This is a genomic window from Desulfomicrobium aestuarii, from assembly GCF_055385525.1.
In genome coordinates this window covers 3,610,509-3,631,558 of the sequence record NZ_AP042427.1, presented here as the reverse complement: position 1 = coordinate 3,631,558, position 21,050 = coordinate 3,610,509, and the positions used below count along the sequence as shown (strand labels likewise).

18 protein-coding genes are annotated in these 21,050 nt (G+C 65.2%); 17 read left to right on the top strand and 1 reads right to left on the bottom strand.

Features of this window, described 5'->3' with window-relative positions:
* Positions 1–82: 82 nt before the first annotated feature.
* Complete coding sequence (gene arfB / locus ACZ5AC_RS16695; protein WP_464248695.1) at positions 83–496, top strand: alternative ribosome rescue aminoacyl-tRNA hydrolase ArfB; 414 nt, start codon at positions 83–85, stop codon at positions 494–496.
* Here the strand turns inward: arfB and ACZ5AC_RS16690 are convergent.
* On the bottom strand, positions 493–2,904 hold the full coding sequence (locus ACZ5AC_RS16690; protein ID WP_464248694.1) for an acetate--CoA ligase family protein: 2,412 nt from the start codon (positions 2,902–2,904) through the stop codon (positions 493–495). The two genes, arfB and ACZ5AC_RS16690, sit on opposite strands and share 4 nt — an antisense overlap.
* Positions 2,905–3,058: 154 nt before the next feature.
* On the opposite strand from ACZ5AC_RS16690, the gene ACZ5AC_RS16685 reads away from it, so the two are divergent.
* The 16 genes from ACZ5AC_RS16685 (at position 3,059) to ACZ5AC_RS16610 (ending at position 20,948) form a co-directional block, all read left to right on the top strand.
* Positions 3,059–3,922 carry a YitT family protein gene (locus tag ACZ5AC_RS16685; protein WP_464248693.1) on the top strand — a complete coding sequence of 288 codons (864 nt, stop codon included), beginning with the start codon at positions 3,059–3,061 and terminating at the stop codon, positions 3,920–3,922.
* Between the two features lie 45 nt (positions 3,923–3,967).
* Positions 3,968–5,389, top strand: a complete 1,422-nt coding sequence (locus tag ACZ5AC_RS16680; RefSeq protein ID WP_464248692.1) for an SH3 domain-containing protein — start codon at positions 3,968–3,970, stop codon at positions 5,387–5,389.
* Between the two features lie 240 nt (positions 5,390–5,629).
* Positions 5,630–7,717: a molybdopterin-dependent oxidoreductase gene (locus ACZ5AC_RS16675; protein ID WP_464248691.1), complete on the top strand. Its 2,088-nt coding sequence runs from the start codon at positions 5,630–5,632 to the stop codon at positions 7,715–7,717.
* 11 nt (positions 7,718–7,728) lie between these two features.
* Positions 7,729–8,178, top strand: a complete 450-nt coding sequence (locus tag ACZ5AC_RS16670; protein WP_464248690.1) for a 4Fe-4S dicluster domain-containing protein — start codon at positions 7,729–7,731, stop codon at positions 8,176–8,178.
* Positions 8,179–8,407: 229 nt separating this feature from the next.
* Positions 8,408–10,471, top strand: a complete 2,064-nt coding sequence (locus ACZ5AC_RS16665) for a methyl-accepting chemotaxis protein (RefSeq protein ID WP_464248689.1) — start codon at positions 8,408–8,410, stop codon at positions 10,469–10,471.
* Between the two features lie 121 nt (positions 10,472–10,592).
* Positions 10,593–12,245, top strand: a complete 1,653-nt coding sequence (locus ACZ5AC_RS16660) for a ribonuclease J (RefSeq protein WP_464248688.1) — start codon at positions 10,593–10,595, stop codon at positions 12,243–12,245.
* 128 nt (positions 12,246–12,373) lie between these two features.
* The gene (rpsB, locus tag ACZ5AC_RS16655; RefSeq protein WP_464248687.1) at positions 12,374–13,159 is read left to right on the top strand and encodes a 30S ribosomal protein S2; all 786 of its coding nucleotides are present in this window, start codon (positions 12,374–12,376) and stop codon (positions 13,157–13,159) included.
* 1 nt (position 13,160) lies between these two features.
* Positions 13,161–13,964: a translation elongation factor Ts gene (gene tsf, locus ACZ5AC_RS16650; RefSeq protein ID WP_464248686.1), complete on the top strand. Its 804-nt coding sequence runs from the start codon at positions 13,161–13,163 to the stop codon at positions 13,962–13,964.
* A gap of 176 nt (positions 13,965–14,140) precedes the next feature.
* Positions 14,141–14,860 (top strand): UMP kinase, encoded by a 720-nt coding sequence (gene pyrH, locus ACZ5AC_RS16645; protein ID WP_464248685.1) that lies wholly within the window; start codon positions 14,141–14,143, stop codon positions 14,858–14,860.
* A 1-nt stretch (position 14,861) separates the two neighbouring features.
* Entirely contained in the window at positions 14,862–15,416 is a 555-nt protein-coding gene (gene frr, locus ACZ5AC_RS16640; protein ID WP_459822843.1) for a ribosome recycling factor, read from the top strand.
* A 9-nt stretch (positions 15,417–15,425) separates the two neighbouring features.
* Positions 15,426–16,127, top strand: a complete 702-nt coding sequence (locus tag ACZ5AC_RS16635; protein ID WP_464248684.1) for an isoprenyl transferase — start codon at positions 15,426–15,428, stop codon at positions 16,125–16,127.
* Complete coding sequence (locus ACZ5AC_RS16630) at positions 16,124–16,918, top strand: phosphatidate cytidylyltransferase (protein WP_464248683.1); 795 nt, start codon at positions 16,124–16,126, stop codon at positions 16,916–16,918. The genes ACZ5AC_RS16635 and ACZ5AC_RS16630 overlap by 4 nt, the downstream gene beginning before the upstream one ends.
* 9 nt (positions 16,919–16,927) lie before the next feature.
* Positions 16,928–18,133 carry a 1-deoxy-D-xylulose-5-phosphate reductoisomerase gene (gene dxr, locus ACZ5AC_RS16625; protein ID WP_464248682.1) on the top strand — a complete coding sequence of 402 codons (1,206 nt, stop codon included), beginning with the start codon at positions 16,928–16,930 and terminating at the stop codon, positions 18,131–18,133.
* Positions 18,127–19,194, top strand: coding sequence for an RIP metalloprotease RseP (rseP, locus tag ACZ5AC_RS16620; protein ID WP_464248681.1), 1,068 nt, complete (start codon positions 18,127–18,129; stop codon positions 19,192–19,194). The genes dxr and rseP overlap by 7 nt, the downstream gene beginning before the upstream one ends.
* Positions 19,169–19,912: a tRNA (adenosine(37)-N6)-threonylcarbamoyltransferase complex dimerization subunit type 1 TsaB gene (gene tsaB, locus ACZ5AC_RS16615; RefSeq protein WP_464248680.1), complete on the top strand. Its 744-nt coding sequence runs from the start codon at positions 19,169–19,171 to the stop codon at positions 19,910–19,912. The genes rseP and tsaB overlap by 26 nt, the downstream gene beginning before the upstream one ends.
* Before the next feature lie 145 nt (positions 19,913–20,057).
* Positions 20,058–20,948 carry a flagellin N-terminal helical domain-containing protein gene (locus ACZ5AC_RS16610; RefSeq protein ID WP_464248679.1) on the top strand — a complete coding sequence of 297 codons (891 nt, stop codon included), beginning with the start codon at positions 20,058–20,060 and terminating at the stop codon, positions 20,946–20,948.
* The last annotated feature ends 102 nt before the right edge of the window (positions 20,949–21,050 follow it).

Here is a 21,050-nt window from a genome sequence, read left to right as displayed (position 1 = left end):
GCATCGGATTCGAACTCGGAAAGGGCTGCTTCGGCGGCCCTTTCCGCTTTCAAGGCCGAGGCATTTCCGCTAGGTCGGACGCATGCGCATCACTTCCCGCATCCATATCGAGGACGAGGACATCCGCTTCGAGTGCATCCGCGCCGGCGGCCCCGGGGGCCAGAACGTGAACAAGGTGGCCACGGCCGTGCGCCTGCGGGTGCGGCTGGACGCCATCATCGGGCTGGACGAGGACGGGCTGGCGCGCCTGGCCGCCCTGGCCGGCAGGCGCCTGACGGCAGACGGCGAACTGGTTTTGCGGGCCGAGTCCCACCGCACCCAGGAGGGCAACCGCAAGGCGGCCTTGGAGCGTCTGGCCCTGCTGGTGGCCCAGGCAGCCGTCCGGCCCAAGGCGCGCAAGGCCACCAAGCCTTCGCGCGCCTCTAAAGAACGGCGCCTTGCGTCCAAGGCGCGGCATTCGCGCCTCAAGGCCCAGCGCCGCGGCTCCGAAGACTAGCATCCCTCCCCCGCATCTCCGGGCTCACGCCTGCACCGCAGATTCTCCGCCCCAAGCCTGGCCTGGACATAGAGCCCCAGGGCCCGCACGGCGCGGTCCGCATCCCGGAACACGGGCATGCCCCGCTCGCGCAGCATGGCCGCGAAGGGGTTGTACATCTCTCCCCCGTCGACCACGGCCACCATGGGCTTGGAGCTCTGCCGCGCGATGTCGCCGATGCGCTCGGCGATGTTCTGGCTCAGGTCCATGGCCAGAGACGACATGGACGGCGTGAGGGGGATCATGCCGATGACAGCCAGGTCCACGCCCGGGTCCGCGGCCAGGGCTTCCACGACTTCGACGAAGAGGGCGTCCGTGGCGGCCGGATTGATGTCCAGCGGGTTCTTGACCTCCACCAGCGCGCCCAGACCGCAGGCCGCCAGGGCCCGGCCCAGGCGCTCCCTGGTGGACGGCGCGAAGGCGGCCATGCGCAGTTCGAAGTCGTCGGCGCTGATGTTGTCGGCCATGCCCACGGCCTCGTACCCGGCCGTGGACACCGCCGCCAGACGGTTGCCGCCGATGGCCTTGCCGTGCAGCCCCTTGGCCAGCATGCACAGCTCCGTAAACTGATTGAAGGAGCGGACCACGATGGCCCCGGCCTGGGTCAGGCAGGACTCGCAGACCGTGTAGTCCCCGGCCAGGGACGCCGTGTGGCTGGAGGTCGCGGTCTTGCCCTCGGGCGTGCGGCCGGCCTTGTAGAAGACGATCTCCTTCCCGGCCAGCACGGCCTGGCGCACGGCGCGGGTGAAGTGCACGCCGTCGAGGTCGTTGAACCCCTCGCAATAGACGCCGACCACATCCATGTCCGGGTGGTCCTTGAAATAGGCCATGAGGTCGCCCAGGGTCAGATCGTTCTGGTTGCCGATGGAGATGAGGTAGGCCGGGTCCAGCTCGGGGGCGCGGCTCATGCGCGTGGCCATGAACGCCCCGGACTGGCTGATGAAGGCCGAGTTGCGATGGTAGTGCCCGCGCGCCTTGGGCAGCTTCTCTTCGGGGATGAACCAGGTGTCGTAGCGTCCGGGATGGGAGATGACGCCCATGGAATTACCGCCAAGGAAGACCGGCCCGTCGCCGCTGCGGTGCCCCTCGTCGATGCGCTCCATGATGCGCCGGGCCAGCTCACGACTGTCCGGCGTCTCGCCCAGGCCGCCGGGGATGAGCAGGACGGACGCGGCCTTGCCCGTCTCCATGACCTCCTCGATGAGCTGCGGGACGCCCTCGGCCGCCACGGCCACGACGAAGAGGTCCACGGGCTCCGTCAGGGCCGCCAGGCTCGGCACGCAGGATACCCCGTCCACCTCGGAGGCCGAAGGGTGGATCACGGTGACGTTCTCGGCCGGAAAGCCGTGGGCCAGGACGTTCTGCAGGATGACCCGCCCGAAGTTCCGGCGCGAGGTGGACACGCCGATGATACCGATGCGCGCGGGATGGAGCAGGGCGTTGATGCGCTCCACGGGCCGCGGCGCCTTGAAGGACGATGGGCGCTCGGAAAAGCGGCACATGCCGTCCAGGGGCACCATCATGAAGTCCTGGAAGGCGAAGGGGTTGATCTCCAGTTCCTCGATGACGAAGGGAGCGTCTGCCCTGGTCGGCGAGAAGAAATTTCCGACCTGGATGAAGGCGGAGAAGCATTCGATGAGCTGCTCGTCGGCCACCACGCGTTTCTGCCCGCGCGCCTTCCCGGTCAGGACCCTGTAGGACACGGTCCTGCGGAAGAGCTCGAAAAAGGACTCGCCGTCGTTGAGTTCCGTGGAGGCCGAGATGATGCTGCGGTTCTTGCGGAAGTTCTCGGCCAGGAGTTCCGTGTTGGTCCCGCCCACGCCCGCCGTGAGAACCATCCCGAACTCGCGGGTGGCGCGAAGGCCCACGAGGAGCTCGTTGCCGAAGGAGCCGGAGTCCGGCGGCAGGAACTGGACCATGAGCACGCCGCGGATGTCCTGGGAGATGGCCGAAACCAGGGCGTCCCCGGCCAGGCCGGCGTACCGCTCCGGCGCGTGGTCGGGCCGGCGCTCGATGCGGTCGGCGTAACTCTCGGCCACCTCGTACATCATCCGCCGCCAGGTGGAACGAATCCTGTCGGGCTGCTTCGGCACGACCCGCACCCCGCCCACGTCGCTCTTGTGCACGATGAAGGGGGACACGATCTTGAGCACGACCTTGTCCCCGGGCAGGGACAGCAGCTCCTCGTCCGGGGGGCGCGTGCCGGCGCGCAGGAGGATGTTGCGGGGCGGAGTCTCGGAGCCCAGGTTCCGCAGCAGGTCGTAGACCTCGTGCTCGAACAGGAAGCGCCGGTTTTCCCCGGAGGCGCCCTGGAACAGTCTGGTCATGGCCGGAAAGTCGATATGTGTCGCAACCTTGAGAGCGGGCATGTCGCCTCCTCGTTATGGACGTCCTTGTCGGCCTCCGGAACCTCCGGGGCGATATGCACATGTACAGGGGACGGAAACCGTATGCAAACCGGGGCAGGCCCCGACATGCGTTTGATGTATGGACATTTCCCCGAAACGATGCAAGCTGGGGAACATGAACACGAACCTGAGGCGCTTCGCCTACTCCATCCCCTGGAACCTGTTCCTGCTGACCGCCGGCAGCTTCTTCTTCGCCCTCGGCGTCAAATCCCTGGCCGTGCCCCATGGCTTCCTGACCGGAGGCGTCTCGGGCATCGCGCTGCTCATCTTCTATTTCACCAAGACCCTGAGCCCTGGGCTCTGGCTCCTCGTCCTGAACATCCCCATCGCCGTGTTCGGCTGGATCATGGTCAGCCGACGTTTCCTGCTCTACACCGTCTACGGGATGCTGGCCATCACGGCCTGGATGGAACTCCTCACCATCACCTTTCCGGTGCACGACCGGCTCCTGGCGGCCATCGCCGCCGGCATCCTGGCCGGCACGGGTGTCGGCATCAGCCTGCGTTCCCTGGGGTCATCCGGGGGCCTGGACATCATCGGCATCATCCTGCACCAGCGCTTCGGCTTCCGCATCGGGCAGATCAGCTTCCTCTTCAACGCCACCCTCTTCACGGCCAGCTTCGCCCTCATGGACCCGGACCTGGTCCTGTATTCCCTGGTCCTCGTCTTCGTCACCGGGCAGGTCACGGACTACGTCCTGAGCATGTTCAACCAGCGCAAGCTCGTTTTCATCGTGTCCGAACATGCCGGGGCCATCGCCGACGCCATCATGAAGGAGGCGCAGAGGGGGGTCACGCTGCTGGAGGGACGTGGCGGCTACACGGGCCTGCCGAAACAGGTCGTCATGACGGTGGTCAACAACGTGCAGCAGAAAAAACTCGAAGAACTGATCTTCACGCTGGACCCCGAAGCCTTCGTCATTTTCGAGAACACGTTCAATGTCATCGGCAAAGGCTTTTCGCGGCGCAAGGTATACTGAGACCGCGAAACCCGCCGAACAACACCCCGAACAAGGATGCGAAGCATGAAGCGCCTCCTCGGCCTCTGGCTGCTGTCCGCGTGTGCGGCCTTTGCGGTTCTTACCGGCTGCGCCGGCAAGCAGCCGCCCACGGCTCCGGAACCCCCGCCCCCGGTCCGGACGGAAATCCCGGAGTTGCCCGAGACGCTGCCGGATGTGCTGCTGCACGTCCCCCAGCGCGTCGAGCAGGCTGTGCCCCTGTCGGATTCCCCTCTGCTGGGGCTTGCGGAACAGGTCATCCTGCACGAGCGGGCTCTGGAGCGCTTTTTTGCACCGTGGGACCTGGCCCGGACATCCATCCCGGCCAAGGAGGCCTTCTGGGGCACGGCGGCCTACGGCACCAAGCAGGGTTATGCCGAAAACCTCCAGCCCTACCCCAGGGAGCGCTGGGACAAGACAGTCGCCCTGCAGGACATGGCCTTCTATCCGTCCATGGCACTCCCCGCCATCGCCACGCGCAACACCGCCCTGCGCGTCCTGCCCTCGCTCCGCCCGTTCTTCCTGAACCCCGACCTGCCGGGGGAGGGCTTCCCCTTCGACTATTTCCAGAACAGCGCCCTGTGGCTTGGCACGCCCGTCTTCATCTCCCACGTTTCCCGGGACCGGGCCTGGGTGTATGTGGAGACGGCCTTCACATCCGGCTGGGTGCGCCAGGAGGATGTGGCCCTGGCCGACGAGCCTTTCCGCAAGGAGTACCGCACGCGCGTCATGGCCGCCGTGCGCGAGGACGAGACGCCGCTCGTCGGGGCGGGGAAATATCTTGGGCAGGCGCACATCGGAGCCATTTTCCCCCTGCATTCCCATATGGGGCAGGACCTCGTCGTCAGGGTCCCCCTGCGCGACGCCGACGGCAGGGCGCGGACCGGGCTGGCCCAGCTCGGCCCGCAGCAGGCGGCCCCCATGCCCCTGCCACTGACCTCGCGGACGCTGGCCGGCCTGGCCGACGCCATGGCGGGCCAGCTTTACGGCTGGGGCGGGCTGTACGAGAACAGGGACTGCTCATCCACCCTGCGCGACCTTTTCCTGCCCTTCGGCGTCTGGCTGCCGCGCAATTCGTCGCAGCAGGCGAAGCAAGGCGAACGCCAGATCAGCTTCGAAGGCCTGAACGCCGAACAGAAGCTCTCGACAATCCGAAGCCAGGGCAGACCCTTCCTCACGCTCATCTCCATGCCGGGTCACATCGGACTCTACTTAGGCACCGACTCCAGGGGCGAACCGCTGCTGCTGCACAACATCTGGGGCGTGCGGACCGTTCTGCCGGACGGCGGGACCGGGCGGGCCGTCATCGGCAGGCTCGCCATCTCGACCCTCCGGCCGGGGGAGGACAGGCCGGACGTCAGGTGGGACGCCTTTCTGGACCGCATTCGCGGGGTGGCCATCCTCGGAGCCGGCGTGGCAACTGAGACACCTGCTCCTGCGGCACCCTAGGACCCGGTCCCCAATCCGACCCATGCGCGAACACGGGCCGATTGCGTACTTTTGGAACAAGCTGAGAGGCCCGCAGGGGACGCGTACATGGCGCACCCCGCCCGTTTTGTGAAAAAAAGAACTTTATGGCTCCCCATTTTGCAGAAGAGCCGTCTGGAGTTAGTGACGAGGAATCATATCGAGAAACCATCAGCGGGGCCGGCTTTTTCGGGCTTCGCGCTTTAGCACCGGGAGATGGCCATGACGGCAACCAAATCAGTGTTCAGTGTCTGCGGCATGTGCACCGTGCGCTGCCCCATCCAGGCGGACGTGCGGGACGGAAAGGCCGTGCGCATCCAGGGCAACGAATTTTCCCCCCTCAAAGGGGGACTGTGCGCCCGCGGCGCGGCGGGCATCGCCCTTGAGCAGGATCCGGAAAAACCCCAGACGCCGCTGATCCGCGTGGGCGAACGCGGTGAAGGCAAGTGGAAGGCCGTGTCCTGGGACGAAGCCCTGGACTACGTGGCCGACAAGCTCAAGGACGTCATGGCCGAACACGGCCCGCGTTCCGTGCTCTGGTCCGACCGCGGCGGCCCCTTCCCCGACCTGCACCAGGCATTCATGCGCGGCCTCGGGTCCCCCAACTACTGCAACCACGACGCGTCCTGCGCCCGCAACGTGCAGCACGGCGCCCAGTCCGTCATCGGCGTGGGCCGCAAGATGGTCGCCTACGACCTGCGCAACGCCAAGCACATCATCCTCCAGACCCGCAACATCATGGAGGCCATCAACGTCGCCGAGGTCAACGCGACCCTGGACGGCATGGCCGGCGGGGCCAAGCTGACCGTCATCGACATCCGCGGCACGGTCAGCGCGAGCAAGGCCGACAACTTCTTCCTGATCCGCCCCGGCACGGACTACGCCTTCAACCTGGGCGTCATCCACGCCCTGATCTACGACGACCTCTACAACAAGGAATACGTCGAGCAGTTCGTGGAAGGCTTCGACCGCCTCAAGGAATTCGTCAAACCCTACACCCCCGAGTGGGCCGCCGCCGAGACCGGCGCCACGGCCGAGGGCATCCGCGACCTGGCCCGCCAGCTTTCGGCGGCAGCGCCCAGCGTCATCTGGCACCCCGGCTGGATGGTCGCCCGCTACAACGACTCCTTCCAGGTCTGCCGCACGGCCTACATCATCAACGCCCTGCTCGGCGCCTTCGCCGCCAAGGGCGGGCTGCCCTTCGTCAACACGGCCAAGGAAGTGGGCCGCAAGGGCCTCAAGAAGCTCGTGGACCTCTTCCCCAAACCCGAAGAGAAGCGCGCCGACGGCGTGGGCTGGAAGTACCCGCAGTTCGACGCCGGCCCGGGCCTCGTGAACCTGGCCTACGACGCCATCGTCACGGGCGAACCGTACCCCATCCGGGCCTACCTCTGCTTCCGCCACGACCCCCTCATGGCCATGCCGGACCCCGAGGCCGTAAAGAAGAAATGGGAGAAGCTCGACCTGCTGGTCAGCATCACCTTCTCCTGGTCCGACACGGCTTGGCACTCCGACGTGGTTCTGCCCCTGTCCACCTACCTGGCACGTGAGAGCATCATCGCCGGCAAGGCGGGCCTCAAGCCGCAGTTCTTCGTGCGCAAGCGCGTCCAGGAGCCCACCTTCGACTCCAAGGCCGAATGGGAGATCCTCTGCGGACTGGCCAAGCGCCTGGGCATCGAAGGCCTGTCCTTCGACAGCATCGAGGACATCTGGAACTACCAGCTCCAGGAGACGGGCGTGACCATCGAGGACTTCGACGCCAAGGGCTTCGTGGAACTGGCCGACAAGCCCCTCTACCGCCCCATGTCCGAGATCACGCTGCCGACGCCCTCGGGCAAGATCGAGATGGTCAGCGGCAAGTGGGCCAAGGCCGGACACGAGACCCTTCCTCCGTACGTTTCGCCGGCGAGCCCGCCCGAGGGCATGTTCCGCATCGCCTTCGGCCGCGTCGGCGTCCACACCCAGGGGCACACCGTGAACAACCCCCTGCTGGCCGAACAGATGCCAGAGAACGTGGCCTGGATTCACCCCAGCCGCGCCGAGAAGCTGGGCATCGCCGACGGCGACCTGGTCGAGGTCTTCTCGGGCAAAGGCCAGACCGGCAGGCTCAAGGCCTTCGTGACCGAGTGCGTGCATCCCGAAGCCCTGTTCATGGTTCACGGGTTCGGCCACAAGCTGCCCGCTGAATCCAGGGCCATCGGCAAGGGCGCAGCCGACAACGAACTCATGCCCGGCGGCCTGGAATGCTGGGACAAGGGCGGCGGATGTCTGTCCATGCAGGAACACTTCGTCGGCGTGCGCAAAATCTAGGGGAGGCAACGATGAGCAACTACAGAATGAAATTGGACAAGTCGCGTTGCATCCACTGCAAAGCCTGCGAGGTGCACTGCAAGGTCAAGAACAACAATCCCGTCGGCATCAAGTACGCCGTGCACACTTCCGGGGCTCCGGAGTTCAAGAACGGCAAGATCGTCATGAAGCCGTCCTTCCGCAGCTGCTACCACTGTGAGGACCCGGCATGTGTCGAAGCCTGTCCGACCCAGGCCATGGTGCGCAGGGAATCCGACGGATTGGTCTACGTGATCAAGGAACTCTGCATCGGATGCGAATCGTGCATCTCCGCCTGCCCATGGAACATCCCCGTTCTGCATGAAGAAGAGAACGTCGTGGGAAAGTGCGACTACTGCATGGACAGGCTCGATGCAGGACTTGAGCCGGCTTGCGTGACGGCCTGCACGACACATGCCCTGTGTCTTGAACGGAAAAAATAATTCCGAACTCTGATTGTCGCATGATCGCCCCGGGATTGAGTCAGTCCCGGGGCGATTTTCTTTATTTTACCGATAATTACTCAACGCCTCTTATGCATATCAATTCCTATTCGCCAGACGTGATTTTATTTCCGCTCGTAAGTTGATATCGAAAAAAACTCATGATATGTTATGTAAAAATCCCTGTGCATCACTGCAATGGGGTTGAATTTGTTTTATGGAGAAGAGTATGAAACTCAGGACAAAATTCGTGCTCCCGCTTTTCTTGACGGTGGTCTGCCTCGGACTTGCCGGAGCGCTGCTCATCCGTGGCCAGCTGACCGATTTCCAGGGGCAACTCCTGCGCTCCATCGCCGAGGAGAAGTCGCGCGAGGTCAACACGGCCATCGAGACGCTCGCGGCCCAGGGCCTGGAGAAGGCCGCTCTGTTCTCCCGACGCACGGACGTCATCCAGGCCTTTGAACTCGCCCATCTCGGCAACCTCGAAAACGAAAGCGACCCCACCCTGCAACGCGCCAGGGAAGAGCTGCGCGCCCTGCTTTCCGACGATCTCTCGGGCTTCAAGGAAGTCTCGGGCAAGGCCATGCAGCTGCATTTCCACCTCCCGCCGGCGCGCAGCCTCGTGCGCCTGTGGCGCGAGAAGCAGACCAAGCGCAAGGGAGAGTGGGTGGACATCTCGGACGACCTCTCCAGCTTCCGGCAGACGGTCATGCAGGTCAACGCCGACGGCAAGCCCCTGCAGGGCATCGAGGTCGGCAGCGGCGGCTTCGCCATCCGGGGCATCGCACCAGTCAAGGACTCAAGCGGCAGGCAGCTCGGATCCGTGGAGACCCTCGAATCCTTCGAGTCCGTCATCGCCGGGGCGGCCTCCGGGGAAGGCCAGAGCATGGTGGTCTACATGAACGCCGAAAACCTTTCCGTGGCCACGGAACTGCAGAACCCGGACAAGAATCCCGTCGTGGGCGGAAAGTTCGTGCTCGTGACGCCGACCGAGGACAAGCGGGTCGAAGGCCTCGTCACCCCCGACTTCCTGCTCGCGGGGCAGAAAGGCACGGCGTACAAGCGCTTCGGCGACGTCGCCCTGGCGGCCTTCCCGGTCAACGACTACGCCGGCACGCAGGTCGGCGTGCTGGTCTATTCCTTCGACGCGTCGTCATGGACCACCGCCATCCGCGACGTGGCCTTCTACATCCTGGCCCTCATGGCCCTCATCCTCGTGGCCGCCGGACTGGTCAGCTCCCTCGTCCTGCAGCGCCTCATCGTCCGGCCCCTGGGCGACATGATGTCCCGCATCGTCGACATCACCGAAGACAGGGCCGACCTCACCGACCGCCTGACCGTGAAGTCTTCGGATGAAATCGGGGAGTTGTGCTCGTGGTTCAACAAGCTCCTGGACAAGATCCGCAACATCCTGGGCGAGGTCGCCCGCAACTCCGGACAGGTCGCCCGGGCCTCCGAAGGCCTGCTGCAGCTCGCGGGGAGCCTCAGGGAATATTCCGGCGTCATGACCCGCTCGGCTTCCGACGCCGCTTCGTCCACGGACGAGATGAGCGCCAACATGAACACGGTGGCGGCGGCCATGGAGGAGTACGCGGTCAACATCGGCACCGTGGCAACCAGCTCCGAACAGATGAGCGCCACCATCTCCGAAATCGCCGTGAACACGGGCAGGGCCAAGGACATGACCGTGCAGGCCGTAACGGCGGCGGAGAAGGCCACGGCCCAGGTCGGCGAGCTCGGCGCCGCGACGCGGGGCATCGGCAAGATCACCGAGTCCATCATGGCCATCTCGTCCCAGACCAACCTCCTGGCCCTCAACGCGACCATCGAGGCGGCCCGGGCCGGCGAGGCGGGGCGAGGCTTCGCCGTCGTGGCCAACGAGATCAAGGAACTCGCGCAGCAGACCGCCCGGGAGACCGAGGAAATCCGCAACAGCATCCAGGGCATCCAGCAGGCCACCAGCCAGACGGTGCGCGAGATCGAGCAGATCACGGAGGTCATCGGCGACGTGGACGCAGTCGTCGGCACCATCGCCGCCGCCGTGGAGGAGCAGTCCGTGACGACCAGGGACATCGCCGAAAACGTGGGGCAGGCGTCCGTGGGCGTGCAGCAGGTGAACGAGAACGTGGCCCACACCGACACGGCGGTCCGCGAGATCGCCAGCGACGTGGGCAGGGTGCGGGAGGTGGCCGGCGACGTCGCCTCCACGGCCGCGGCCGTGCACGACAACGCCCGAAGCCTGTCCGGGCTGGCCGAGGAGCTCGACGTCATGGTCGGCAAGTTCAAGATCTAGGGAACTCCCACCGAGCCTCCGGGCCGCCTTCGCGGGCGGCCCTTTTTTTTGCCTTGTCCTTGCCCCCCTCTTCCCTTAGTTTCCTCAAAAAACGGAACCTCATAACCATCGGAGCCCCTTGATGTCCGAAGCGCACGTGACCCTGACGCCCCTGGGCGGCCTGGGCGAAATAGGCATGAACTGCATGGCCCTGGAGACCGAGCAGAGCATGATCCTGATCGACTGCGGACTCATGTTCCCGGACGTCATCCTCTACGGCGTGGACGTGGTCATCCCGCGCATGGACTTCATCGTCAGCCGCCGCCACAAGCTGAAGGGGATCATCCTGACCCACGGCCACGAGGACCACATCGGCGCCCTGGCCTGGATCGCCCCCTACCTGCACGACACCCCGCTCTACGGTTCCGAGTTTACCCTGCGCCTGGCGCTGAAGCGCCTGCAGGAGCGCAACCTCGAGTCGCACGTCGCGCTGCGGCCGGTGAAGCCGCGGGAACGCCTGGAACTGGGCGAATTCGCCGTGACCTTCATCCCCGTCTGCCACAGCATCATCGAAGGGTACGGCCTGGGCATCGAGACCCCGGTCGGGCGCATCGTGCACACAGGCGACTTCAAGATCGACCGCAACCCCCTGGACGGCCACGCCACGGACCTCGAAGCCTTCGCCGACTTTTCCCGCGACGGCGTGACGCTCCTGCTCTCGGACTCGACCAACGTCGAGCGCGAAGGGTTCTCCCTGACGGAACGGGAGATCCAGGCCCGGCTGGACGAGGTCTTCACCGGCGCCAAGGGGCGCATCCTGGTGACCCTTTTCGCCACGCACATCCAGCGCATGCAGGAGATCTTCGATCTGGCCGCCAAGCACGGCCGCAAGGTCGCCTTCACGGGCCGCAGCCTGGTGGCCAACATCGAGGCGGCCAGGGAGCTCGGGCATCTGCGCTTCAATCGCGAGAACTCCTGCGAGATGGAGGAGTTGGCCTACCTCGACGACGACCGCATCGTCATCCTGCTGACCGGGTCCCAGGGGGAGCCCCTCTCGGCCCTGAGCCGCGTGGCCCGCAGCGAGCACCGCCAGATCAACATCCACAAGGGGGACACGGTCATCATGTCCTCGCGCTTCATCCCGGGCAACACCAGGGCCATCACGCGGGTCATCAACGACCTCTACCGCCAGGGGGCCACCGTCCTGTACGAAAAGGTGCAGGCCATCCACGCCTCGGGGCACGCCCACCAGGAAGAGCTGGGGATCATGCTCGAAACGGTCCGCCCCAAATTCTTCGTGCCGATCCACGGCGAGTACCGCCACCTCTTCAAGCACGCCGAACTGGCCGTGTCCCGCGGCGTGGCCCCCGAGCGGGCCATCATCCTCGAGAACGGCCAGCCCGTGACCCTCTTCCCCTCGGGCATCCGCATGGAGGAGGCCGTCAACGCCGAGTCCATCCTGGTCGACGGCAAGGGCGTGGGCGACGTGGGGCAGAGCGTGCTCAAGGAACGCCAGATCCTGGGCGGGGAGGGCCTTGTGGTCGTGCTGCTGGTCCAGGACGAGTTCGGAACCATCGTCTTCGGCCCGAGCATCCAGTCCAAGGGCTTCATCTTCGAGCAGCACTTCGCCCACATCCTCGAGGACGCCAAATGCATCATCCTCGACGTCATGGAAGGCAACCCGAACTGCGAGGCCTACAAGCTGGAGGAGCGCATCCGCTCCGCACTGCGCCGCTTCTTCCGCAAGGTCCTGGAGCGAGACCCCATCGTCATCCCCCTCGTGGCCAGGGTCTGATTTTTCCCCTTGCCTAATTCTGCAGCTTCGCGTACGGACTGCAGTTCTCAAACACTCCACACGCCCGCGCCTCTGGTTTGGCCCATCCGGCTCATGCGGGCGGAGGAAAAAAACCAAGGAGATCAACCATGCCTTACGTATCCATGAAACAGATGCTGGAGACCGGAGTTCACTTCGGCCACCAGACCCGCCGCTGGAACCCCAAGATGCGCCCCTTCATCTTCGGCGCTCGCAAGGGCATCCACATCATCGACCTGCAGCAGACCGTGAAGCTGTACCGCAAGGCCCACGACTTCATCGCCGAGACCGTGGCCCGCGGCGGCAAGATCATCTTCGTCGGCACCAAGCGGCAGGCCCAGGACGTGATCAAGGCCGAAGCCGAACGCTGCGGCATGTTCCACGTCACCAACCGCTGGCTGGGCGGCACCCTGACCAACTACCAGACCATCCGCACCAGCATCGGCCGGCTGAAGAAGCTTGAGGCCATGTTCGAGGACGGCTCCGTGAACCGCTTCCTGAAGAAGGAGATCGTCGGCATGGAGCGCGAGGTCGCCAAGCTGAACCTGACGCTCGGCGGCATCAAGGACATGGAGGAGCCCCCGGCGGCCGCCTTCATCATCGACCCGCACCGCGAAGAGATCGCGGTCAAGGAATGCCGCAAGCTCGGCATCCCGATCGTGGCCGTGGTTGACACCAACTGCGACCCCGACCTGATCGACTACATCATCCCCGGCAACGACGACGCCATCCGCGCCATCAAGCTGTTCGCCGCCGCCATGGCCGACGCCTGCATCGAAGGCCAGGCCAGCGCCAAGGACACCGTCCCCGCGCCCAAGGCAGCCAAGACCTCCGAGGTTGAAATCCCGGTCACCGAAGACATCGAATCCGCCGAAACGGACGAAGAGGTATATTAGTATGAGCATCACCGCAGCAATGGTTAAGGACCTGCGCGACCGCACCGGCGCGGGCATGATGGACTGCAAGAAGGCGCTGAGCGAGTGTGACGGCGACGAGGAAAAGGCCATCGCCTGGTTGCGCGAGAAGGGCCTGTCCAAGGCCGCCAAGAAGGCCGGACGCGCCACATCCGAAGGTCTGATCACGGTGGTCATCGCCGCCGACGGCAAGTCCGCCGCCATGAGCGAGCTCAAGTGCGAGACTGACTTCGTGGCCAAGAACGAGGAGTTCATCGCCTTCGCCGAAGGGCTCGCCAAGCTGGCCCTGGAAAAGAAGACGGACAACATCGAGGCCCTGCCCGCCGAGGCCACCGATCTCTCCGGCCTCATCGGCAAGATCGGCGAGAACATGCAGACCGGCCGCCTGGCCTACGTCGCACTGAACGGCGAAGGCGTCATCGGCTCCTACGTCCACTCCACCAAGAAGCTGGGCGTCCTGGTCGAACTGACCGGCGCAGCCACCCCTGAGCTGGCCAAGGACATCGCCATGCAGGTCGCGGCTGCCAACCCCCTGTGCGTCGGCCCGGACCAGATCCCGGCCGAAACCTTGGCCCAGGAGAAGGAAATCTACCTGAACCAGGCCAAGGAAGAAGGCAAGCCGGCCCAGATCGCCGAAAAGATCGTCGAAGGCCGCATCCGCAAGTACTACCAGGAAGTCTGCCTGCGCGAGCAGGTCTTCATCAAGGACGACAAGAAGACCATCAAGGATCTTCTCGGGAAGAACGCGGATATCGCCCGGTTTTACCGGTTCGCGATTGGCGCATGAAAAAAGGGCCGCAAGGCCCTTTTTTTTGGCCCTCCCGCCGCCCCCGGCCATGACGGCAGGCAGCGCCCGGCTCCTGTTGCGCCGGCCCTCCGAAATGGCTATAGACTTTTGTCGAGAAGGAGGCCGGGATGCCCGGCCTTCTTTTCGTTCACCTTTCAGCACGAGGTAAGGAACATATGGACAAGCTCCGATACGGCAGAGTCATGCTCAAACTGAGCGGAGAAGCCCTGGCCGGAGAACAGGGGTTCGGCATCGAGCCCGCTACCATCCAGTCCATCTGCAGCGAACTGGTCGAGGCTGCCTCCCTGGGCGTGCAGCTCAGCCTGGTCATCGGCGGCGGCAACATCTTCAGGGGAGTTTCCGTTTCCTCCAAGGGCATGGACCGCGCCTCGGCCGACTACATGGGCATGCTGGCCACGGTCATGAACGCCCTGGCCGTGCAGGACGCCCTGGAGAAGCTCGGCGTCACGACCCGCGTCATGACGGCCATCGACATGAAGGAAGTGGCCGAGCCCTACATCCGCCGCCGGGCCATCCGCCACCTGGAAAAGGGCCGCGTGGTCATCTGCGCCGCGGGCACGGGCATCCCCTATTTCACCACGGACACCGCCGCGGTCATCCGGGCCATGGAACTCAAGTGCGAGGCAATCCTCAAGGCCACGCGGGTCAACGGCGTGTACGACAAGGACCCCGAGAAGCACCCCGACGCGGTCATGTTCAACCGCCTGACCTACATCGACGTGCTGCAGCGCCGCCTGAAAGTCATGGACTCCGCGGCCATATCCCTGTGCATGGACAACAAACTCCCCATCGGCGTCTTCAATCTCTTCGTGCCCGGCAACATCCAGCGCGTGGTCAGGGGTGAGGAAGTCGGAACCATCGTTCAAGGAGAATGAGATGGAAAAGCATATCAAGGATTGCACGAGCAGGATGCAGAAGAGCATCGACAGTCTGGAGAAGGATTTTTCGCGGCTGCGCACCGGCCGCGCCTCCACGGCCCTGGTGGACAACATCAGGGTGGAGTACTACGGCACCCCGACCCCGCTCAACCAGGTCGCCTCGGTGTCCATCCCCGACAGCCGGACCATCTCCATCTCGCCGTGGGACCGAAACGCCTTCAGCAACATCGAGAAGGCCATCATGAAGTCGGACCTCGGGCTGACCCCCATCAACGACGGCCGCGCCATCCGCATCAACATCCCGCCCCTGACCGAGGAACGCCGCAAGGACCTGGTCAAGATGGCCAAGAAGTACACCGAGGAGGCCAAGGTGGCCATCCGCAACGTGCGCCGCGACGTCAACGAGGCCCTGAAGAAGATGCAGACCGCCAAGGAGATCAGCGAGGACGACCTGCACAAGGCCCAGGACGAGGTGCAGAAGGCCACGGACAGCTTCGTCAAGAAGGCCGACGCGGCCCTGGCCGAGAAAGAAAAGGAAATCATGGAGATCTAGAGCCAGTTCATGCCACCGCTCACCCATCTCGCCATCATCATGGACGGCAACGGCCGCTGGGCCAAGGCCCGCGGCCTGGAGCGCAGCGCCGGGCACAAGGCCGGCACCGAGACCGCCAGGGAGATCGTGCGGGAATGCCGCAAGCTCGGCATCCCCTACCTGACCCTCTACACCTTCTCCAAGGAGAACTGGTCGCGCCCCAAGCAGGAGGTCGGTTTCCTCTTCAACCTGCTGCGGGAGTTCCTGAGCGCGGAATTGCCGTCCCTGCTTGAACAGTCCATCCGCCTGAACGTTCTGGGCGAAATGGACGAGCTGCCCATGGCCACCAGACAGGTTCTGCGCCACGCCGTGGACAAGACCGCCGGCTGCACGGCCATGAACCTGAATCTGGCCCTCAACTATTCGGGCCGGCTTGAAATCCTGCGCGCCTGCCAGGCCTTGCTGCGCCGCGACGTCCGCCCCGAGGAACTGACCGAGGACATGTTCGCCGCGGAACTCTACACCAGCGGCATGCCCGACCCGGACCTCATCATCCGCACCAGCGGCGAGCTTCGCCTCAGCAACTACCTGCTCTTCCAGAGCGCATACAGCGAGCTGTACTTCACCGACGTGGCCTGGCCCGACTTCCATGCCGCCGAGCTCCAGGCCGCCCTGGCTGACTACGCTGCGCGGCAGCGCCGCTTCGGAGCGACCGGAGAGCAGACCGCATGACAAGCGCCCATCTGCAACGCGTGCTGACCTCGGTCATCTTGCTGCCCCTCCTGGGCTGGGCCATTATAAGCGGCGACCCAGTCCTGAGCCTGGCCATCGCGGCCGTGGCCTGCCTCGGCCTCCTGGAATTCTACGCCATGTTCTGGCCGCTGCGGGAAAAAATCGGCTGGAAGGCCGGCGGGACGCTCTTGGCCCTTGGCCTCGTCTGGGCGCCGCTGACCTGGTCCGGCACCGCCCTGGCATGCCTTGCGATGCTCGGCGTGGCCCTGGCGTTCCTGGTCCAGCATGACCGCGAACGCTTCCCCGACGCCTTGCGGGACAGCCAGATTCTGCTGGCCGGGCTGCTGTACCTTCCCTTCATCCTGCGGCTCTTCCGCACCGTTGCCGCACCGGAGATCGGCCTCGTGCTGCTGACGACCTTCGCCGCCGACACCGGGGCCTACTATGCGGGCAGCTATCTGGGGGGAGCCAAGATCTGGCCGTCTGTGAGCCCGAAAAAGACGTGGGCCGGGAGCGTCGGCGGATTCGCAGCGAGCATCGCGGTCAGCACCGCCTTCGGGCTCGCGTTCGGCACTGCCGGATGGCAGGCCTTCGCCCTGCTCGGGGCCGGGCTCAACATCGCCGCCCAGACCGGGGATTTCTTCGAGTCCGCCTTGAAGCGCAGACAGGGCATCAAGGACTCGGGCTGGGTCCTGCCCGGCCATGGCGGCATCCTGGACCGCATCGACAGCCTGCTTTTCACCCTGCCGCTCTACTGCGGCCTGACTGCACTTTTTCCCTTTTTCGCCTAGCGTGACCCCATGAAGTACATCTCCCCCCTCGTCTCGCCGGTTTTCGGCCGGTCCGGCCCCCGCTCCCTGGCCATCCTGGGCAGCACGGGGTCCATCGGCACCAGCGCCCTGAAGGTCGTGGCCAAGAACCAGGACACCCTGCGCGTCGTTGCCCTGGCCGGAGCCCGGAATGTCGAACTGCTCGCGCGGCAGGCCGACATGGTCCGCCCCCGATATCTGGGGGTCCTGACCGAAGAGGGGGCCCGGGAGCTGCGCGGACTGCTTCCGGGCGGCTATGCGCCGGAAATCCTCGTGGGCCGCGAAGGGTATGCCGCACTGGCCACGCTGCCCGAAGCGGACCTCGTCCTGGCCGCCCAGGTCGGCGCGGCCGGTCTGGTCCCGGCCCTGGCCGCGGCCAGGGCCGGCAAGATTCTCTGCCTGGCCAACAAGGAGGCCCTCGTCCTGGCCGGAGAGCTCTTTCGCAGGACATGCGCCGAGTCCGGCGCGGTCATCCTGCCCGTGGACTCGGAGCACAACGCCCTGTTCCAGGCCTTTGCCGGACACGACGGGCGGCAGGCCGTGCGCCTCATCCTGACCGCCTCGGGCGGGCCTTTCCGCACGTGGCCGACCGAGAAGATTCGGACCGTCACCCCGGCCCAGGCCCTCAAGCACCCCAACTGGTCCATGGGCGCCAAAATCTCCATCGACTCTGCGACCATGATGAACAAGGGCCTTGAAATCATCGAGGCCGTGCATCTCTACGGGGCGGACCTCGACGAGGTGGACGTGGTGGTCCATCCCCAGTCCATCGTCCACTCCCTGGTCGAGTATGCGGACGGCTCCCAGCTGGCCCACCTGGGTGTGCCGGACATGGAGATCCCCATCGGCTACTGCCTGGGCTACCCTGAGCGGCTCAACATCGGCCTGGAGCGGCTGGACCTGGCCAAGGTCGGCACCCTGACCTTCGAAGCGCCCGACCCCGAGCGTTTTCCCTGCCTGCGCCTGGCCCGCGAGGCCCTGACCGCCGGAAGTCCCGTTGTCCTCAACGCGGCCAACGAAGTGGCCGTGCAGGCCTTCCTGGACGGGCGCATCTCTTTTCCGGGCATCGCCCGGCTCATCGAGGAAATGCTCTCCATGCAAGCCTTGACCGGCGTGCAGGATCTGGACGACATTCTCTCCCTCGACGCGCAGACACGAACACGGGCCGCAGAGGCCCTGGGAAGAGGGGAATGGTGACCAGCATCCTGGCGGTTGTGCTTGTCCTGGGCGGACTGATTTTCTTCCACGAACTCGGCCACTTCGCCGTGGCCAGACGTCTGGGCATGGGCGTGAGCGTCTTCTCGCTGGGGTTCGGGGCGCGGCTCTTCGGCTTCACCCGCGGCAAGACGGACTACCGCGTCTGCGCGTTCCCTTTGGGAGGATACGTGCAGCTGGTCGGCGAATCGCCTGACGCGGAGCTCCCTGAAGGGTTCACGCAGGAGGAGTCCTTCTCCCGCCGGCCGCCCTGGCAACGCATGCTCGTCGTGCTGGCCGGCCCGGCCTTCAATTTTCTCCTGGCCTGGCTCATCTTCTGGGGCCTGGCCTACAGCCAGGGCGTGCAGGAAATGCTGCCGGTCATCGGCCAGGTGACCAACGCCAGCGCCGCGGAAGAAGCCGGTCTCGTCCCGGGCGACCGCATCGTCGAGATCGACGGCCAGCCCATTGCCATTTGGGACGATCTGGTCAGCCGCATCGAAGCCAACACCGGCGCCGCCATGCAGGTCACGGTGGCCCGCGGCCGCGAGCTCGTGTCCCTGGACGTGACCCCGCGGCTGCAGGAGAAGCGCAACCTCTTCGGCGAGGTCAAGGTCGTGCCCATGATGGGCATCGCCCCGAGCGGCGAACTCTCCAGCCGGGAACTGAGCTTCCTGGGCGCGGCGGTGCAGGGCGGACGGCAGATCTGGGAAGTCAGCGGGCTCATGATCATGGGCATCGTCAAGTTGGTGGAGCGGGTCATCCCATGGACCGACATGGGCGGGGTCATCCTCATCTCCGAGATGATCCACAAGGAAGCCCAGAACGGCCTGGTCAACCTGCTGGCCCTGACCGCGCTGATCAGCATCAACCTGGGCATCCTGAACCTGCTGCCCATCCCGGTCCTGGACGGAGGACACATCCTCTTCTTCTTCCTGGAAACCATCACCGGCCGCCCCCTGAGCCCCAAGGTGCAGCAGGCGGCGCTTAGGATCGGCATGACGCTCCTGCTCATGCTCATGATCGTGGCGACCTTCAATGACATCCTCCGCCATTTCAGGTAGCCTCTTCCTGGCGCTGAACTGCGCCGAGGAACGCCTGCAGGTCGTTCTGGGCACGCCCGTGAACCTCCTCTTCAGCGAGGAGATTCTCTGCCCCGGCCAGTCCATCCGCCATCTGCCCACGGCCATGGAGTGCGCCCTGGCCGTGCGCGGCGCCACAGCCCGCGACCTGGCCGGCATCGCCTGCGTGCGCGGCCCCGGATCCTTCACGGGCCTGCGCATCGCCCACGCGGCCATGTACGGCCTGTCCCGGCCCTTCGCCATCCCCATGGCCGGGCTGGCCTACCTGGAGCTGCTGGCCGCCCAGGCCTCGGATTTCGCCACCGGGGAAACCTGGGTGCTGACCTACGCCCGCAAAGGCCAGGTCTACATGCAGGGGTTCTCGAACGGCCTGCCCCTCGGCCCTGTCCGGCCGGCGCGCGTCGCCCAGACGCTGGGCCTGCTCGCCGACCGTCCAGCCCCGCTCTTCCTCCTCGGCAGCGGTGTGCGCAAGAACCCCGAACTGCAGGGACTGGCAAATGCGTCCGTCCTGCCGCCCGCCCTGGACATGCCCGCCCCGACGGCCCTGCTCGCGGCGGCATGCGCGGCGTCCTACGCCGACAGCCCGCCACCGCCCCTCTACCTGCGCAAATCCGACGCCGAGGACAACCTCGACGCCATTGCCCAGTCCCGCGGCATCCCCTGCGATGAAGCGCGGCGTCACATCCCGGACTTCGAGTGATTTGTCCGACATGAATTGTCGGACAAATTTCCCCTAAAGAAAATCCGCACCCTGCCGATTCAGTCATCAAGAGCAATGAAGCAGCCCCGTCAGGCTGCGAATCCAAAGGCAAGGATGCCGACAATCTTTCAAGGAGGAATTACCTATGTCACTCATCATCAACCACAACCTGATGGCCATGACCGCGGCCCGGAACCTTTCCAGCGCCTACGGCAACCTTTCCACCTCGGTGAACCGCCTGTCCTCGGGCCTGCGCATCACCACCGCGGCTGACGACGCCGCCGGTCTCGCCATCCGCGAGCTCATGCGCGCCGACATCGCGTCCCTGAACCAGGGTGTGAGAAACGCCAACGACGCCATCTCCATGATCCAGACCGCCGACGGCGCCCTCCAGGTCATCGACGAGAAGCTGATCCGCATGAAGGAGCTGGCCGAGCAGGCCGCCACCGGCACCTACACCTCGGACCAGCGTCTGATCATCGACTCCGAGTACCAGCAGATGGCCTCGGAAATCACCCGAATCGCCAACGCCACGGACTTTAACGGCATCTACCTGCTGAACGGCAACCTTTCGAGCGATACTCACAGTGGTAGCGGCCTGCAGTCCAGCGGCAAGCTCAAGGTGCACTTCGGAACGGCCAACGACAGCGCCGAAGACTACTATTACATCAAGATCGGCGACTCCACCGCCTCGGCCCTCGGTGTCGGCATATCCAGCGGTACCGGCGCAGGAGCGAGCATCTCCACCCAGCAGGGTGCCCAGGAGGCTCTCGATGCCCTGAACAAGGCCATCACCTCCAAGGACAACATCCGCGCCAACTTGGGCGCCCTGCAGAACCGTCTGGAGAACACCATCACCAATCTGACGGTCCAGGCCGAGAACCTCCAGGCAGCTGAATCCCGGATCTCCGACGTGGACGTGGCCACGGAAATGACCAACTTCGTGCGCAACCAAATCCTGACCCAGTCGGCGGTGGCCATGCTGTCCCAGGCCAACACCCTGCCGCAGATGGCGCTGCAGCTCATGCAGGGATAACGTCCCTGAGCTGACGACGCATTCCCGGCCGGGTCGCGGAAGCGGCCCGGCCTTTTTTCCCTAAAGGGATGGCATCGAGTTTGCTTTAATCTCGGATGCGGA

What these genes read in the sequence shown, in the direction of transcription:
- arfB (WP_464248695.1), top strand. Translation starts at nt 83, where the DNA reads ATGCGCATCACTTCCCGCATCCATATCGAGGACGAGGACATCCGCTTC.
- ACZ5AC_RS16690 (WP_464248694.1), bottom strand. Translation starts at nt 2,904, where the DNA reads ATGCCCGCTCTCAAGGTTGCGACACATATCGACTTTCCGGCCATGACC.
- ACZ5AC_RS16685 (WP_464248693.1), top strand. Translation starts at nt 3,059, where the DNA reads ATGAACACGAACCTGAGGCGCTTCGCCTACTCCATCCCCTGGAACCTG.
- ACZ5AC_RS16680 (WP_464248692.1), top strand. Translation starts at nt 3,968, where the DNA reads ATGAAGCGCCTCCTCGGCCTCTGGCTGCTGTCCGCGTGTGCGGCCTTT.
- ACZ5AC_RS16675 (WP_464248691.1), top strand. Translation starts at nt 5,630, where the DNA reads ATGACGGCAACCAAATCAGTGTTCAGTGTCTGCGGCATGTGCACCGTG.
- ACZ5AC_RS16670 (WP_464248690.1), top strand. Translation starts at nt 7,729, where the DNA reads ATGAGCAACTACAGAATGAAATTGGACAAGTCGCGTTGCATCCACTGC.
- ACZ5AC_RS16665 (WP_464248689.1), top strand. Translation starts at nt 8,408, where the DNA reads ATGAAACTCAGGACAAAATTCGTGCTCCCGCTTTTCTTGACGGTGGTC.
- ACZ5AC_RS16660 (WP_464248688.1), top strand. Translation starts at nt 10,593, where the DNA reads ATGTCCGAAGCGCACGTGACCCTGACGCCCCTGGGCGGCCTGGGCGAA.
- rpsB (WP_464248687.1), top strand. Translation starts at nt 12,374, where the DNA reads ATGCCTTACGTATCCATGAAACAGATGCTGGAGACCGGAGTTCACTTC.
- tsf (WP_464248686.1), top strand. Translation starts at nt 13,161, where the DNA reads ATGAGCATCACCGCAGCAATGGTTAAGGACCTGCGCGACCGCACCGGC.
- pyrH (WP_464248685.1), top strand. Translation starts at nt 14,141, where the DNA reads ATGGACAAGCTCCGATACGGCAGAGTCATGCTCAAACTGAGCGGAGAA.
- frr (WP_459822843.1), top strand. Translation starts at nt 14,862, where the DNA reads ATGGAAAAGCATATCAAGGATTGCACGAGCAGGATGCAGAAGAGCATC.
- ACZ5AC_RS16635 (WP_464248684.1), top strand. Translation starts at nt 15,426, where the DNA reads ATGCCACCGCTCACCCATCTCGCCATCATCATGGACGGCAACGGCCGC.
- ACZ5AC_RS16630 (WP_464248683.1), top strand. Translation starts at nt 16,124, where the DNA reads ATGACAAGCGCCCATCTGCAACGCGTGCTGACCTCGGTCATCTTGCTG.
- dxr (WP_464248682.1), top strand. Translation starts at nt 16,928, where the DNA reads ATGAAGTACATCTCCCCCCTCGTCTCGCCGGTTTTCGGCCGGTCCGGC.
- rseP (WP_464248681.1), top strand. Translation starts at nt 18,127, where the DNA reads ATGGTGACCAGCATCCTGGCGGTTGTGCTTGTCCTGGGCGGACTGATT.
- tsaB (WP_464248680.1), top strand. Translation starts at nt 19,169, where the DNA reads ATGACATCCTCCGCCATTTCAGGTAGCCTCTTCCTGGCGCTGAACTGC.
- ACZ5AC_RS16610 (WP_464248679.1), top strand. Translation starts at nt 20,058, where the DNA reads ATGTCACTCATCATCAACCACAACCTGATGGCCATGACCGCGGCCCGG.